The sequence below is a fragment of the Bradyrhizobium sp. SOJA106 genome, assembly GCF_059448745.1.
The window spans coordinates 347,473-362,768 of the sequence record NZ_CM182549.1 but is presented as its reverse complement, the minus strand read 5'-3'; the positions used below and the strand labels follow the sequence as shown (position 1 = coordinate 362,768).

15 protein-coding genes are annotated in these 15,296 nt (G+C 65.6%); 10 read left to right on the top strand and 5 right to left on the bottom strand.

Features of this window, described 5'->3' with window-relative positions:
- Positions 1 to 49: 49 nt before the first annotated feature.
- Positions 50 to 652, bottom strand: a complete 603-nt coding sequence (locus AC5V87_RS01760) for a septation protein A (RefSeq protein ID WP_495369809.1) — start codon at positions 650 to 652, stop codon at positions 50 to 52.
- Between the two features lie 128 nt (positions 653 to 780).
- Positions 781 to 1,728, bottom strand: coding sequence for a signal recognition particle-docking protein FtsY (gene ftsY / locus AC5V87_RS01755; RefSeq protein ID WP_456841876.1), 948 nt, complete (start codon positions 1,726 to 1,728; stop codon positions 781 to 783).
- A gap of 223 nt (positions 1,729 to 1,951) precedes the next feature.
- On the opposite strand from ftsY, the gene AC5V87_RS01750 reads away from it, so the two are divergent.
- Together AC5V87_RS01750 and AC5V87_RS01745 are read left to right on the top strand one after the other, a co-directional pair.
- Positions 1,952 to 2,653 carry an RluA family pseudouridine synthase gene (locus tag AC5V87_RS01750; protein ID WP_495369808.1) on the top strand — a complete coding sequence of 234 codons (702 nt, stop codon included), beginning with the start codon at positions 1,952 to 1,954 and terminating at the stop codon, positions 2,651 to 2,653.
- A gap of 129 nt (positions 2,654 to 2,782) precedes the next feature.
- Complete coding sequence (locus AC5V87_RS01745; RefSeq protein ID WP_495369807.1) at positions 2,783 to 3,892, top strand: DUF2336 domain-containing protein; 1,110 nt, start codon at positions 2,783 to 2,785, stop codon at positions 3,890 to 3,892.
- 152 nt (positions 3,893 to 4,044) lie between these two features.
- Here AC5V87_RS01745 and mtaB read toward each other — a convergent pair whose 3' ends face one another.
- Together mtaB and dapF are read right to left on the bottom strand one after the other, a co-directional pair.
- Positions 4,045 to 5,298 (bottom strand): tRNA (N(6)-L-threonylcarbamoyladenosine(37)-C(2))-methylthiotransferase MtaB, encoded by a 1,254-nt coding sequence (mtaB, locus tag AC5V87_RS01740; RefSeq protein WP_495369806.1) that lies wholly within the window; start codon positions 5,296 to 5,298, stop codon positions 4,045 to 4,047.
- Entirely contained in the window at positions 5,298 to 6,173 is an 876-nt protein-coding gene (gene dapF, locus AC5V87_RS01735; protein ID WP_456841873.1) for a diaminopimelate epimerase, read from the bottom strand. The genes mtaB and dapF overlap by 1 nt, the downstream gene beginning before the upstream one ends.
- Before the next feature lie 225 nt (positions 6,174 to 6,398).
- On the opposite strand from dapF, the gene AC5V87_RS01730 reads away from it, so the two are divergent.
- Together AC5V87_RS01730 and AC5V87_RS01725 are read left to right on the top strand one after the other, a co-directional pair.
- Positions 6,399 to 7,124, top strand: coding sequence for a GyrI-like domain-containing protein (locus AC5V87_RS01730; RefSeq protein WP_456841872.1), 726 nt, complete (start codon positions 6,399 to 6,401; stop codon positions 7,122 to 7,124).
- 5 nt (positions 7,125 to 7,129) lie between these two features.
- Complete coding sequence (locus AC5V87_RS01725; protein WP_456841871.1) at positions 7,130 to 7,843, top strand: SIMPL domain-containing protein; 714 nt, start codon at positions 7,130 to 7,132, stop codon at positions 7,841 to 7,843.
- Positions 7,844 to 8,028: 185 nt separating this feature from the next.
- Here the strand turns inward: AC5V87_RS01725 and AC5V87_RS01720 are convergent, their stop codons facing one another.
- Positions 8,029 to 9,093, bottom strand: coding sequence for an MBL fold metallo-hydrolase (locus AC5V87_RS01720; RefSeq protein ID WP_495369805.1), 1,065 nt, complete (start codon positions 9,091 to 9,093; stop codon positions 8,029 to 8,031).
- A 467-nt stretch (positions 9,094 to 9,560) separates the two neighbouring features.
- Between AC5V87_RS01720 and ffh the strand changes: the two genes are divergently transcribed.
- From ffh to leuC, 6 genes are all read left to right on the top strand, one after another.
- Entirely contained in the window at positions 9,561 to 11,108 is a 1,548-nt protein-coding gene (gene ffh, locus AC5V87_RS01715; protein ID WP_495369804.1) for a signal recognition particle protein, read from the top strand.
- A gap of 85 nt (positions 11,109 to 11,193) precedes the next feature.
- Positions 11,194 to 11,526, top strand: coding sequence for a 30S ribosomal protein S16 (gene rpsP / locus AC5V87_RS01710; protein WP_027561838.1), 333 nt, complete (start codon positions 11,194 to 11,196; stop codon positions 11,524 to 11,526).
- Positions 11,527 to 11,535: 9 nt separating this feature from the next.
- Positions 11,536 to 12,093: a ribosome maturation factor RimM gene (gene rimM / locus AC5V87_RS01705; protein WP_495369803.1), complete on the top strand. Its 558-nt coding sequence runs from the start codon at positions 11,536 to 11,538 to the stop codon at positions 12,091 to 12,093.
- Positions 12,094 to 12,210: 117 nt separating this feature from the next.
- A complete protein-coding gene (gene trmD, locus AC5V87_RS01700; protein ID WP_456841868.1) occupies positions 12,211 to 12,990 on the top strand; it encodes a tRNA (guanosine(37)-N1)-methyltransferase TrmD in 780 nt (259 codons plus the stop codon).
- Between the two features lie 109 nt (positions 12,991 to 13,099).
- A complete protein-coding gene (gene rplS / locus AC5V87_RS01695) occupies positions 13,100 to 13,480 on the top strand; it encodes a 50S ribosomal protein L19 (protein WP_130221017.1) in 381 nt (126 codons plus the stop codon).
- 362 nt (positions 13,481 to 13,842) lie between these two features.
- Positions 13,843 to 15,249 (top strand): 3-isopropylmalate dehydratase large subunit, encoded by a 1,407-nt coding sequence (gene leuC, locus AC5V87_RS01690; protein ID WP_456841867.1) that lies wholly within the window; start codon positions 13,843 to 13,845, stop codon positions 15,247 to 15,249.
- Positions 15,250 to 15,296 lie beyond the last annotated feature (47 nt).

Here is a 15,296-nt window from a genome sequence, read left to right as displayed (position 1 = left end):
TCGAGATTCCGGGTTCACGCTTCGCGTGCCCCGGAATGACTTGAAAGAGTCACCCCTTCCTCACATCCCCCGCTTCCGCCTCGCTCGCTTCCAGCGAGGCCGGCTCGATCCCGTAGCGCTTGGTCAACGGCATCTGGGCGATGGCGAAGATCATCGTGATCGTGGTAACGCCGAACACCTTGAAGTTCACCCAGAAGTCCGTGCTCTGGGTGCGCCAGACGATCTCGTTCAGCACCGCCATGCCGGCGAAAAACAGCGCCCAGCGCAGCGTGAGGATGCGCCAGCCCTGCGGCGTCAGATTGAACATCTGGTCGAACATCACGGCGATGAAGGAGCGGCCAAACAAAAGGCCGCCGCCGAGGATCGCGGCGAACAGGCCGTAGATGATGGTGGGCTTGACCTTGATGAAGGTCTCGTCATGCAGCACCAGGGTCAGCGTGCCGAACACCAGCACGATGAGGCCGGTTACGATCGCCATGATCGGGATGTGACGCGTCACCATATAGGACGCGATCATCGCCGCCACGATCGCCACCATGAAGGCGCCGGTCGCGGCGAACAAATTGAACTTGGCATTGACGAAGAAGAACACGAGCAGCGGACCGAGCTCGGTCGCCAGCTTGAACAGCGGATGCGGCTGGGTCTTGTCCATTACCTGACCTTTGTTGCTGTCATGCCCCGCGCAGGCGGGGCATCCAGTACGCCGCGCCGCTCGTTGCAGACCACAGGCGCCTCGGAATACTGGATCCCCCGCCTTCGCGGGGGATGACGAAAGAAAACCTATGACTCGATTCCGGCAATGGCGCGGGCGAAATCGCGCGCGGTGAAGGCGGCGAGATCGTCGACGCCCTCGCCGACGCCGATGAAATGCACCGGCAGTTTGAATTTCTCCGCAAGCGCCACCAAAATGCCGCCACGCGCGGTGCCGTCGAGCTTGGTCATCACGAGGCCGGTGACCCCGGCGGTGCGATGGAAGGCCTCGACCTGCGACAACGCGTTCTGGCCCACGGTGGCATCTAACACAAGCAGCACCGCATGCGGCGCAGTCGCATCCACCTTGCGGATCACGCGCACGACCTTTTCGAGCTCGTTCATCAGCTCGGCCTTGTTCTGGAGGCGGCCGGCGGTGTCGATCAGCAGCACGTCCATGCCCTGCTCTTTCGCCGCCGTCAGCGCATTGAAGGCGAGGCTCGCCGAATCCGAGCCTTGCGCGCCCGCGATCACGGGTGTCTTGGTCCGCTCGCCCCAGACCTTGAGCTGCTCGATGGCGGCGGCGCGGAACGTGTCGCCGGCAGCCAGCATCACCTTGCGGCCTTCGGAGGCGAATTTCTGCGAGAGCTTTCCGATGGTGGTGGTCTTGCCGGAGCCGTTGACGCCGACCACGAGGATGACGAACGGCTTCTTGGCCGCATCGATCACCAGGGGCTTTGCCACCGGGGCCAGCACCTTCTCGACCTCGGTCGCGACGACGTCCTTGACCTCGTCCGCCGAGATCGCCTTGTCGTAGCGGCCTGTGCCGACGGCCTCCGCGATCCGCACCGCGACGGAGGTGCCGAGATCGGCGCGCAGCAGCACGTCCTCGATGTCGTCGAGCATGGCGCGGTCGAGCTTGCGCTTGGTGACGAGATCGGCGACCGCGGTCCCGAGCGAGGACGAGGTGCGCTTCAGCCCGTTGGACAGGCGGCGCCACCAGCTCAGCTTGGGGGGATCTGACGTGGTATCGTTCATGGTTCGTGCCGCCGATTTGAAGTTCCTACTCTCTTGCCGCAAGTCCGGTTAGGAACTTCAAATCGAAGAGCGGCACGAGAAAATATTGTTGCCAGTGCGGCCCTGGATTTGGCATTCGCTTCGCGTTTTGCCGCTGCCGCTGAGCGAATGCCAAATCCACCGCACTGGTGGTGTGTTAGCCGTTCCGGCTGCTAAACGAAAGTCTTGACCGAAAGTCTTGCGATTGCTCGATGTTCCCCAATTGACCGCTGATGAGATCCTGGCCCGCGTGCTCCATCGCGACGGGCTGATGCTGGTCATCGACAAGCCGGCCGGCCTTCCCGTGCACCGCGGCCCCAAGGGCGGCCCCAATCTGGAGGATTCGTTCGACGCGCTCCGGTTCGGCCTGCCGCGGCCCCCGGTGCTGGCCCACCGGCTGGACAAGGACACCTCCGGTTGCCTCGTGCTCGGCCGCCATCGCAAGGCGACGGCGTCGCTCGGCCTTCTTTTCAAGCACGGCAAGATCGGCAAGACCTACTGGACCGTGGTCGAGGGCGGCCCTGCCGAGAATGAAGGCACCATCGACATGCCGCTCGGCCGGCTCAATGCCGAGCGCGGCTGGTGGCAGAAGCCGGATCCGGACGGGCAGAAGGCGGTCACCAACTGGAAGGTGATGGGCCGCGGCGAGGGCTTTACCTGGCTCGCCATGGAACCGGTCACGGGCCGGACCCATCAATTGCGGGTGCATTCGGCCGAAAGCGGATGGCCGATCTTCGGCGATAACATTTACGGCAACGGCCCGCGGTTCGGCGAGCCGAAGCTTCATCTGCATTCGCGCGAGATCGTGGTGCCGATCTCGCGGAACAAGGGGCCGGTTCGCGTCGTCGCGCCGGCACCGCCGCATATGCACGAGAAGCTTCGTGCCTGCGGATGGAATGGGGAGTAGGTGCCGCCGCTCTTTACCTTTCCCAGCCGCTCCCGCTCCATGGTTTACGAAACCTTCAGCGCTCGCCTCTAATGATAGCGGTTGCTTAGAACAAGCTTCCGTCAATCCGCTCAGGACGAGCCCCGCGTCATGTCCAAGGCCGAGCTATCGATCATCGACGAGGTCGAATCCGCAATCCGGATGGGCTCGGCGGAAAAGGGCCTGGAAACCGCCCGTCGCGTCACCGACCTGTTCCTGTCCTCCGCCGGCAGCTTTGACGACGAGCAGATCGCGCTGTTCGACGACGTGCTCGAGCGCCTGATCGGCACCATCGAGCTGCGCGCCATCGCCGACATGGGCGCGCGCGTTGCCTTGGCCGAGATCAGCGCGCAGCTCGCGCCGCTTGCGCAGGCGCCGCCCTCCGTCATCCGCCGTCTCGCCAACAATGACGAGATCCGCATCGCCGGTCCCGTGCTGCAGGAATCCGCGCGCCTCGACGATGGCGAGCTAGTGAAGATCGCCTCCAGCAAGGGCGAGCCGCATCTGCTCGCGGTCGCCGGGCGTTGGTGGCTGAAGGAGGTCGTCACCGACGCGCTGCTGGCGCGCCGCTATCCCAGCGTGAGCCGGCGCCTCGCGGCCAATCCGGGTGCGCGCGTGTCGGGCAACGGATTTGCCATCATCGTCGGACAGGCCGAGGCCGATCCGGAGCTCGCCGTGAGCGTCGGCGTCCGCGTCGATTTGCCGTCGGAGCTGCGCCGGCAGTTGCTGCGCTCGGCGACCGATGCCGTGCGCACCCGCCTGTTGTCGCGCGCGCCGCCGCATCTGTTCGAGGAAATCCAGGGCGCGATCACGGCCGTCACCGTCGGCGTCGAGCGCGAGATGTCTGCAGTCCGCGACTTCGAAGGCGCCAAGCGGGCGATCGCCAACCTCAAGGCGGCCGGCCAGCTCAACGAAGCGACGCTGCTCGGCTTCGCCACGCAGCGGCGTTACGAGGAGACCGTCGCCGCCCTGGCCGCGCTGTCCGGCTCGACCGTCGAGGTGATTCGCCCGCTGATGCAGAGCCTGCGCGACGATGGCCTGCTGGTGCCGTGCAAGGCGGCGCAGCTCCGCTGGGAGACGACGGCCGCGGTGCTCGAAAGCCGTTATGCCACCGGCGCGATGAAGCCGGCCGACCTTGCCAGAGCGCAGGGGCATTTTGCGAGGATGACGCCGGAGAACGCGCGGCGGACGCTGCGGTTCTGGCAGGTCAGGGCGTCGTAGACGCACTTGCACACCACACGCTCCGCTGTCATCACCCGCCTTGTGCGCAATTGCGCACTGGAGCGGGTGATCCAGTATTCCAGAGACATTGGTGGGATACGGAGAAGCCGCGGCGTACTGGGTCGCCCGGTCAAGCCGGGCGACGACACGGTCTATGTGGTCAGCCGCTCGCCATCACTGCCGGCAATCTTCAGCGGCACCACGCTGCCCACTCGCTCGCCCGCAACCGCCACCGGCAGATAATGCTCGGTCCGCCCCTGCCCCGCGCTCTCGACCAGCACCTCGCGCGTCGCGCCGATCTCGGCTTGCAGCCGCCGCCGCAGGGCCGCCTCACCGGCCGCACGCAGCCGCCTCGCACGTTCCTTGATAACACCACCCGCGACCTGCGGCATTCGGGCGGCCGGCGTGCCGGGGCGTGGCGAGTACGGGAAAACGTGCAGGAAGGTCAGGCCGCATTCCTCGACCAGATCGAGTGAGCGCGAAAACATCTCCTCGGTCTCGGTGGGAAAGCCCGCGATGATGTCGGCCCCCAGCGCGATGTCCGGGCGAAGGCGGCGGACCTCGTTGCAGAACGCGATCGCATCCTGCCGCGTATGGCGCCGCTTCATGCGCTTCAGGATCATGTCGTCGCCTGACTGTAGCGACAGATGCAGATGCGGCATCAGCCGCGCATCGTCAGCGATGGCATCGAGCAGATCGCTGTCCACCTCGATCGAGTCGATCGAGGAGATCCGCAGGCGCTTCAGCTCCGGCACATGCCGCAGGATCTGCCTGGTCAGCCTGCCGAGCTTGGGGGCGCCCGGCAGGTCCGTGCCGTAGCTGGTGAGATCGACGCCGGTGAGCACGATCTCGGCATGGCCGCGCTCTACCAGCGTCCGCACCTGATCGACCACCGCGCCCATCGGCACCGAACGCGAATTGCCGCGGCCATAGGGGATGATGCAGAAGGTGCAGCGATGGTCGCAGCCGTTTTGCACCTGCACGAACACGCGCGGCTGGCCGCTCGCATAGCCATCCAAGAGATGCGGCGCCATCTCCTTGACCGCCATGATGTCGCTGACGGCGATCTTCTCGCTGGCGCCAAGATCGAAAGCGCCCCGGGTCTCGCGCCACGCTTCGCCGCGCAGCTTGTCGTCATTGCCGACGACGCGGTCGACCTCGGCCATCTCGGCGAACATAGCGCTTTGCGTCTGTGCCGCGCAGCCGGTGACGACGATGCGCGCCTCAGGGCGCTCGCGCTTCAACTTTCGGATCGACTGCCGCGCCTGCGCCACCGCTTCGTTGGTGACGGCGCAGCTGTTGATGACGATGGTGTCTTCGAGCCCCGCGCCCTCGGCCTCACGGCGGATCACCTCGGCCTCGAAGGCGTTGAGGCGGCAGCCGAAGCTGACGACGTCGATGGCCATTAGGCGACCGGCGCGAACAGCGCCGGATCGAATTGGCCCTCATATTCGAAGGTCGCCGTGCCCGTCATCAGCACATGATCGTCGCGCTCGCGCCATTCGATGCCGAGCTTGCCGCCGGGCAGCGTGATCTCGACGTTGCGCTCGGCGCGCTTCAGCCGCGCAGCCGCGACCGCGGTGGCACACGCGGCCGAGCCGCAGGCCTTAGTCAGGCCCGCGCCGCGCTCCCAGGTGCGGATCGTGATGTGCTCGCGATCGACGATATGCGCCAGCGTGATGTTGGCGCGCTCGGGGAAGATCGGGTGATTTTCCAGCAGCGGACCGAAGCGGCCGAGATCGTAGGCGTTGACGTCGTCAACCCAGAAGATCGCGTGTGGATTGCCCATGCTCACCGCCGATGGCGAATGCAGGATCGGATTGTCGATCGGGCCGATCTGCAATTCGATGTAGCGGGTGTCGCGAAACTCCTCGGCGAGCGGAATGTCCTGCCAGCCGAACTTCGGCGCGCCCATATCGACAGTGTAGAGATCGGGCGCCGGACCCTGCCAGGCATTGAGCAGGCCCGCGGCGGTCTCGAACGTCGCCGTGGTCTGGCCGGTCCTCTCGAAGATCCGCCGCACCACGCAGCGCATGCCGTTGCCGCAGGCGCCGGCCTCGGAGCCGTCATTGTTGTAGATGCGGATAAAGGCCTCGGTACCGTCGAGCCGCGGCTTCTGCAGCACCATGAGCTGGTCGTAGGGCACGCCGCCTTGCGCGGACGCCACCGCGCGGGCGTCGTCCGGCGTCACCGGCGAGGCAGAATCGCGCATGTCGACAACGACGATCTCGTTGCCGATGCCGTTCATCTTGGCAAATGCGTGGTTGGCCAGCGCGCTCATGAAATTTCCCGATTTCGCCTGCCTTATATGGCGATCCTTACCGGCTTGGCCAGTCATTTGGCGGCGGCCGAGGATGTCTGCCAAGGTGAGCTGCCATGACGCATCTGTCATGGGACGAATTCGGCGCTCGCGTGTTAGAACGGCGCGACTCGCGTGGACCGGGGCGCGCGGGCGGGCGCGAGGATGGATTTGGGCCTTGGTGTGCAAGGTCTTGGGGAGAGTCAAATGATCAGCTTTCGTCGTCTCGCTCTGGCCGCGCTGATCCCGGCGGCGGCCATGTCGATTGGCCTGTCTGGCGCCCTGGCGCAGACCGCGAGCCCGGCACCGGCTGCGTCAGCAAGTCCCTCGCCGGCCCCTTCCGCATCGCCTGCCCCGGCCGCGAGCGCCTCGCCCGCGCCTGCGGCAAGCCCCTCGCCCGCGGCGAGCGCTTCGCCCAGCCCGGCAGCGCCGCCGCCCGCAGCCGCCGCTACGCCCGCCCCGGTGCAGACCGCCGATCCGTTCGGCCAGGAGACCACGCTCGAGGCCAAGAAGGTCGTGATGATCAAGGGCACTGCCAATTGGGACTCGGCCTTCGACACCCTGATCGATGCCTTCAAGGCGCTGAACACGCTGCTGGACAAGCAGGGCATCAAGCCATCAGGCAATTCGATGATCGTTTATACCTCGACCGACGACACCGGCTTCACCTTCCTCGCCGAGATCCCGGTCGATCAGGACCCGAAGAACCTGTCCAAGGACATGAGCATCGGCAAGTCGCCGGAGGGCAAGGCGCTGAAGTTCGTCCATCGCGGCTCCTACGACAACATGGACAACACCTACGAGGCGATCACCAATCACCTCGACGACAAGAAGCTGGAAGCCAAGGACACGTTCATCGAGGAGTACCTGACCGATCCCCTGAAGACGGCCGAGGACAAGCTCGTGATCAACGTGTTCGTGCCATTGAAGTGAGAGAGATGAAGAAGCCTGTCGTCCTTTTGACGCCCCTTGCTGCCGCTTTCGCCGCCACACTGCTCGCAACGCCCGCCCTCGCCGACGATTTTCCCTCCGCCATCTCGGTGAGCGGCGAAGCCAATGTTTCTGCAGCGCCCGATCTCGCGCACATCGATGCCGGCGTCGCCAACGACGCCAAGACGGCGAAAGAAGCCTCCGACGCCAACAACGCCGCGATGGGCAAGGTGCTGTTGGCGCTGAAGGGCGCCGGCATCGCCGAGAAGGACTACCAGACTTCGCGCCTGTCGCTGCAGCCGCAATACGGCCAGAACAAATCCACCGGCGCCTCTCCTGTCGTCGGTTTCCGCGCCAGTAACCGCGTCACGGTGAAAATTCGCGATGTAACCAAGGTCGCCGGCATCATCGACACGCTGGTCAGCGCAGGCGCCAACGACATTGGCAACATTTCCTTCGAGGTGACGCAGGCGTCAAAGCTGCTCGACGATGCGCGCGAGCAGGCGGTGGCCGACGCCCGCCGCAAGGCCGAGATCTACGCGAAGGCGACCGGCGTGACGCTGGGCGCGCCGCTCAGTGTGTCCGAGGGTGGCGGCCCGGTGCCGCTATTCAAGGCGCGGATGGCGACAGCGCCGATGGCTGCGCCCGCCGCGGTCGCGCCGGGCGAAGAGACGCTGTCGGTGACGGTGAACGTGAGCTGGGCGATCAAGCAGGGACAGTAAGGCGGGGCTAAGGGCACGCCGCTCGCCGCAACAACGGTGTCGTCCCCGGCGCACGCGGGGACCATAACCACGGGGCGGAGTGTGGGGCAACGCGCACTCCGAGTGCTCGCCAAGCGTCTCCCTGTGGTTATGGGGTCCCGGGTTCGCGACTTCGTCGCGCCCCGGGACGACAGCGGAGAGTAACGCTAAATCTCCACCACCTGCCCCGGCTTCATCGCGACGAACCGCTCCTGCGGAATCTTCGCGGCATCAAGCGCTTCCACCAGCGCTTTTGCCGGCGCGTCGATCGCCTCGTCCGTGAGCTGGAACGTGCCGTGATGATGCCCGAGCGCGGCCTGCGCGCCGCAATCGGCCAGCGCCTTCACCGCGTCTTCCGGGTTCATGTGCTGGTCGCGCATGAACCAGCGCGGCTCGTAGGCGCCGATCGGCAGGATCGCAAGGCGCAGCGCCCCGTGCTTCTCGGCGACGCGGCGAAAGTGCCCGCCATCGCCATAGCCGGAATCGCAAACGACATAGATTTTCCCGGCCGGCGTCTCCAGCACAAAACTCGCCCACAGTGCCTTGTTGCGATCGAACACGCCGCGCGCGGTCCAGTGCCGCGTCGGCACCAGGTGCGCGACGATGCCGCCTCCGAGCTCGACGCGGTCGTGCCAGTCGAAGGCTTCCACCTTGATGGTGGGATCGGCGCTCCGCATCGTCACATCGTTGCCGAGCGGAGTGACCACGCGCGGAGCGAAATTCTTGGCGAGCCGCGACAGCGTCGCGATGTCGAGATGGTCGTAGTGCCCGTGCGAGACCAGCACGACGTCGATCTTCGGCAGCTTCTCGAAGGCGATGCCGGGAACGTTGTGCCGCTTCGGTCCCGCCCAGGCGACCGGCGAGGCCCGCATCGACCAGACGGGGTCGACCAGGATGTTGAGGCCGCCGGTCTGGATCAGCCAGCTGGCGTGGCCGACGAAGGAGAGCCGCACCTTGTCGCCATCGACCCGCGCGGGCGGGATGTCGGCATGGGGGCTGGGGACCCAGTCCGGCCAAGTCTCGCGCTTGCGGCCGCCGCCGAACTGCCAGCGCAGGACCTCGCCAAGTGATCTTGGCGACGCCCCGTTGGGATCGAAGAAGTGCAGGCCGTCGAAATGATCGGAGACGGGGCCATCATAGGTTTTCATGCGGGACATCCAAAAGGACGGAACGCCGACCAGCGCGCCGGCGCCGGCCAACACTCCAAACAGGCGGCGGCGGGTGATGGGCACGGGCGGCTTCAGCGATGATAGCGGAGGTAAGTCATGATCGGCTATATGGGCGGGACGGGCGAAAAGGGAACCCGCCGCCGGAAATGGCCAGATTTCAAAGCTTTATTTCGTCGCTTGCCCCTGGCAAGGGCGCCCGGTGACCCTAACTTTCCTTGACTTTCGGGCGGGAGCGGCGTTTAACCCCGTCACTTTCTCGGAAAGGCTTTCTTTTCGACCCGCCGACCGGCCCTGGAGGCCGGAGGTCAACGCCCGACAGCGCTGTGCGCCCTCGGGCGCAAAGGTGTTTGGAAGATCGCGTTCGAGAACGTGGTCATCCCCCGCGAAGGCGGGGGATCCAGTATCCCCAGAGGCGTCGCGGCAGGAACCGAGGCGCCGCGGCGTACTGGATGCCCCGCCTTCGCGGGACATGACAGCGGTGAGAGTAGCGGCGTTCTTCCCGTCGGGAAGACAGCAACAGGACAACGGCATTGTTCGACAATCTGTCGGAACGGCTTGGTGGCATTCTCGATCGTCTGACGGGGCGCGGTGCGCTGACCGAAAAGGACGTCGACGCCGCGATGCGCGAGGTGCGCCGCGCGCTGCTCGAGGCTGACGTTGCGCTCGAAGTGGTGCGCAGCTTCACCGAGCGCGTCCGCGAACAGGCGATCGGCGCCACCGTCGTCAAGTCGGTCACCCCCGGCCAGATGGTGGTCAAGATCGTCCATGACGAGCTGGTCAACACGCTTGGCGCGGAAGGCCAGACCATCGACGTCAATGCCGTGCCGCCGGTGCCGATCATGATGGTCGGCCTGCAGGGCTCGGGTAAAACGACCACCACCGCAAAGCTCGCCCGCCGCCTGGTCCAGCGCGACAAGCGCAAGGTGCTGATGGCCTCGCTCGACGTCTATCGTCCGGCGGCGATGGAGCAGCTGGCCGTGCTCGGCCGCGATCTCGACATTCCGACCCTCCCGATCGTCGCCGGCCAGCAGCCGCCGCAGATCGCGAAGCGCGCGCTGGAAGCCGGCAAGCTCGGCGGCTACGACATCGTGCTGCTCGACACCGCGGGCCGCACCACGCTCGACGAAGAGATGATGGCGGAAGCAGCGAGCATCAAAGCCGCTGCAAACCCGCACGAGGTGCTGCTGGTCGCCGACAGCCTCACCGGCCAGGACGCGGTGAACCTCGCGCGCGCCTTCGATCAGCGCGTCGGCCTCACCGGCATCGTGCTGACCCGCGTCGACGGCGACGGCCGCGGCGGCGCCGCGCTGTCGATGCGCGCGGTCACCGGCAAGCCGATCAAGCTGATCGGCACCGGTGAAAAGACCGACGCGCTGGAGGATTTCCATCCCGACCGTATCGCCGGCCGCATCCTCGGCATGGGCGACGTGGTTTCGCTGGTCGAACGCGCCGCCGCCAATATCGACGCCGAGAAGGCGGCGCGCACCGCCGAGCGCATGCGCAAGGGTCAGTTCGACCTCAACGACATGCGCGAGCAGCTGCTGCAGATGTCGAACATGGGTGGCATCAGCGGCCTGATGGGCATGATGCCCGGCATCTCCAAGATGAAGAACCAGATCGCGGCCGCCGGCATCGACGACAAGATTTTGAAGCGCCAGGTCGCGATCATCGATTCCATGACGCGCGACGAGCGCCGTCATCCCGACCTGCTCAAGGCCAGCCGCAAGAAGCGCATCGCCGCAGGCAGCGGCCAGAGCGTCGAGCACGTCAACAAGCTGCTCAAGATGCACCGGAATATGGCCGACGTGATGAAGGCGATGGGCTCGGGCAAGCGCGGCCCGCTCGCCGGCATCGCGCAGGCGATGGGCTTTGGCGGCGGCATGAAGATGCCCTCGCCGGAAGAGATGAAGGCGCTGCAGGAAAAAATGCAGAGCGGCGGCGGACAGGGTCTGCCCAATTTGCCGAAGGATCTGCCGCCCGGTCTCCGCACTGGCCTGCCCAATCTTCCGGGACTGACCGGACTGAGCGGCAAGCCGACGCTGCCGGGTCTCGGCGGTTTCCCCGGCAAGAAGAAATGAGGAATTCGTCGCACGGGATCACAGCGGTCTCACGTGACGCGGAATACCAATCAACCGAACAAAACGTACTTTGAAGGAGAACTAAATGTCCGTCGTTATCCGCCTCGCCCGCGCAGGCACCAAGAAGCGTCCCGTCTATCACGTCGTCGTCGCCGATTCGCGCTTTCCCCGCGATGGCCGCTTCATCGAGCGTCTCGGCTATTTCAACCCGCTGCTGCCGAAGGACAACGAGACCCGCCTGAAGCTCGACATGGAGAAAGTGAAGTCCTGGCTCGCCAAGGGCGCGCAGCCGTCCGACCGCGTGATGCGCTTCCTCGATGCCGCCGGCGTCAAGAAGCGCGAAGCGCGCAACAACCCCGAGAAGGCCGTGCCGCGCAAGGAGCGCAAGGCGCAGGCCGAAGCCGCCGCGAAGGCCTAAGGCAGGATCATGTCGGCGCTGGTCTGCGTCGCGCGGATCGGCGCCGCGCATGGTGTGCGCGGTGCGGTCAAACTATGGACCTTCACCGAAGATCCCTTTGCCGTGCGCCGCTATGGTCCGCTTCTCGCCAAGGACGGCAAGCGCCAGTTCGAGGTCGCAACGGCGCGCGAGGCCGGAGATCATCTGGTCGCGACGTTCAAGGGCGTCACGACCCGCGATGAGGCCGAGCGCCTCAACGGCATCGAGCTTTACGTTCCACGGGACAAGCTGCCCGCGACGGACGAGGACGAATATTACCACACCGATCTGATCGGGCTCACCGCCGTTACCATCGACGGCGATGCGCTCGGCCGCGTGCTCGCGATCCATAATTTCGGCGCCGGCGACATCATCGAGATCGCTCCACTCAAAGGGCCCACGCTGCTGCTGCCGTTCTCCAACGCAGTGGTGCCGGAGGTCGATCTCAACGGCGGCCGCGTCGTGATCGCGCTGCCGCAGGAGATCGAGGGCGAGGATCGCGACGAAGCCCTATCCGCGAGTCGTACCCGCGAAGGCGGGGACCCATAACCACAGGCCGTGGTTTTTGGCTAAGCTGGTGGCTCGATCCGTCAAAAGACTGGCTGCGGTGGTTATGGATCCCGGGCTCGCGCTTCGCGCGCCAGGGATGACGAGAACTGAGATCCGATGACGAACTCCTCACCCTGGCGCGCGACGGTGCTGACGCTGTTTCCGGAGATGTTTCCGGGACCGCTTGGCGTGAGCCTGGCCGGCCGGGCGCTGGCCTCCGGGCTGTGGCAGATCGAGGCGCGGGACATCCGCGCCTCCGCCACCGACCGCCACCGTAGCGTCGATGACACGCCGGCCGGCGGCGGCCCGGGCATGGTGCTGCGGGCCGATGTTCTGGCGGCGGCGATCGATGCCGCGGAGATCGGCCAACATTCTTTAAAGGGGCGCCCGCGCCTGCTGATGAGCCCGCGCGGTCGGCCATTGACCCAGGCCCGCGTGGCCGAGCTTGCGCAGGGCCCCGGCCCCCTGATCGTCTGTGGCCGCTTCGAGGGGATCGACCAGCGGGTGATCGACGCCCGGGCCCTGGAGGAGGTCTCGATCGGCGATTTCGTGCTCTCAGGGGGCGAAATCGCAGCCCTGGCCCTGATCGATGCCTGCGTCCGGCTGCTGCCGGGGGTGATGGGCAAGGAAGCTTCGGGAACCGAGGAAAGCTTCTCCGACGGCCTCCTCGAATACCCCCAATACACCCGGCCGCAGCTGTTCGAGGGGGTTCCGATCCCCGAGATCCTGACCTCGGGCGACCATGCCAAGGTCGCGGCCTGGCGGCGGGCGCAATCGGAGGCCCTGACCGCGGCCCGGCGGCCGGATTTATGGGCCCAAATCCCGCCCAAGATCTCGAACAAGCCCCCGAATCGGCCCGGCCGCCAAAAAACGCCAAAAAACAAGACAGACGGGTGACAAACGCTCCGGCTTGCCTTATAGGAGCGGCCAAATCCGCAATGGCTGGATAGACGAATTTCACGCAGCCCCCGTTTCGAAGGCTGGGCGCGTCGATGGAGATTTACCCATGAACCTGATCAAGCAGCTCGAACAAGAGCAATTCGACAAACTCTCCGCCGGCAAGGACATCCCGGAATTCGCCCCCGGCGACACCGTGATCGTCAACGTGAAGGTCGTCGAAGGCGACCGCACCCGCGTGCAGGCCTATGAAGGCGTCTGCATCGGCCGTTCCGGCGGTGGCCTCAACGAGAGCTTTACCGTCCGCAAGATCTCCTATGGCGAAGGTGTCGAGCGCGTGTTCCCGCTGCTCTCCCCGATGATCGACTCGATCAAGGTCGTGCGCCGCGGCAAGGTGCGTCGCGCCAAGCTCTATTACCTCCGCAACCTTCGCGGCAAGTCGGCCCGCATCGTCGAGAAGCAGGACCGTCAGGCTGCCGTCGGCGAATAAGCTTTCGCCAGAAGGCAAGCTTTTCAAAAGCGCGGGGCTCGGCTCCGCGCTTTTTTGTTGCCTTGTGCGGCGTGTCCAGCGCCTCCTCATGCATGGTGCGCGTGGCGGTTCATTTGAAACCACTCGCGATTCCAAATCGGCCTGCTATATATTCTTGGAATGTTTCCAGATCTGACCAGCTTCGCCCCCGTCAAGCGCATCGTCATCGACGATCGCTCGCGGCTGCCTGGCCGGTTCTTCGGACGCTTCGCGACCTCGGCAACGTCAGAGCTTACGCGCGCAGCCTGAAAGCTGCGCTGACGATTTGTTGCCCGCGCGTGATCGCGCTCATCGCCTACACACATTCTCCGGAGCTAACGCTCATGTCCAAGCCGACCACATTATACGACAAGATCTGGAACGACCATCTGGTGCACGAAGCCGAGGACGGCACCTGCCTGCTCTATATCGATCGTCACCTGGTGCACGAGGTGACCTCGCCGCAGGCGTTCGAAGGCCTGCGCGCCACCGGGCGCAAGGTTCATGCGCCCGAGAAGACGCTCGCCGTCGTCGACCACAACGTGCCGACCACCGACCGCACCAAGCCCAATCCCGATCCTGAAAGCATCGAGCAGATCAAGGCGCTGGCCGAGAACGCCAAGGAATTCGGCATCGAATATTACAACGAGTTCGACAAGCGCCAGGGCATCGTTCACGTCATCGGCCCCGAGCAGGGCTTTACCCTCCCCGGCACCACCATCGTCTGCGGTGACAGCCACACCTCGACGCATGGCGCGTTCGGCGCGCTCGCGCACGGCATCGGCACCTCCGAAGTCGAGCACGTGCTGGCGACGCAGACGCTGATCCAGAAGAAGGCCAAGAACATGCGCGTCACCGTCGACGGCAAATTGCCCGACGGCGTGACGGGCAAGGACATCATCCTGGCCATCATCGGCGAGATCGGCACCGCGGGCGGCACCGGCTACGTGCTGGAATATGCCGGCGAGGCGATCCGTGCGCTCTCGATGGAAGGCCGCATGACGGTCTGCAACATGTCGATCGAAGGCGGCGCGCGCGCCGGCCTGGTTGCGCCCGACCAGAAGGCCTACGACTTCCTGCGTGACCGTCCGAAGTCGCCTAAGGGCGCGGCCTGGGATGCGGCGATGCGCTATTGGGAGAACCTGCGCTCCGACGAAGGCGCGCATTTCGACCACGAGCTGCGCCTCGACGCGGCAAAGCTGCCGCCGATCGTGACCTGGGGCACGAGCCCCGAGGACGTCATCTCGGTCACCGGCATCGTGCCTGATCCCGACAACATCGAGGACGAAGCCAAGCGCATCTCCAAGCACCGCGCGCTGAAATATATGGGCCTGACCGCGGGGACGAAGATCACCGATATCAAGCTCGACCGCGTCTTCATCGGCTCCTGCACCAACGGCCGCATCGAAGATCTGCGCGCGGCGGCGAAGATCGCCGAAGGCAAGACCGTCTCAGCCAACGTCAACGCGATGGTGGTGCCGGGCTCCGGCATCGTGAAGGAGCAGGCCGAAGCCGAGGGTCTCGACAAGATCTTCATCAAGGCCGGCTTCGAATGGCGCGAGCCGGGCTGTTCGATGTGCCTCGCGATGAACCCGGACAAGCTGAAGCCGGAAGAGCGCTGCGCCTCGACCTCGAACCGCAATTTCGAGGGCCGCCAGGGCTTCAAGGGCCGCACCCATCTGGTGTCGCCGGCGATGGCGGCCGCAGCCGCGATCGCGGGTCACTTCGTCGACATCAGGGACTGGCGCTAAGCCCGTCCCTGCAATTTGAGCTAACCTGGCAAACGGCCGTTAAGCGG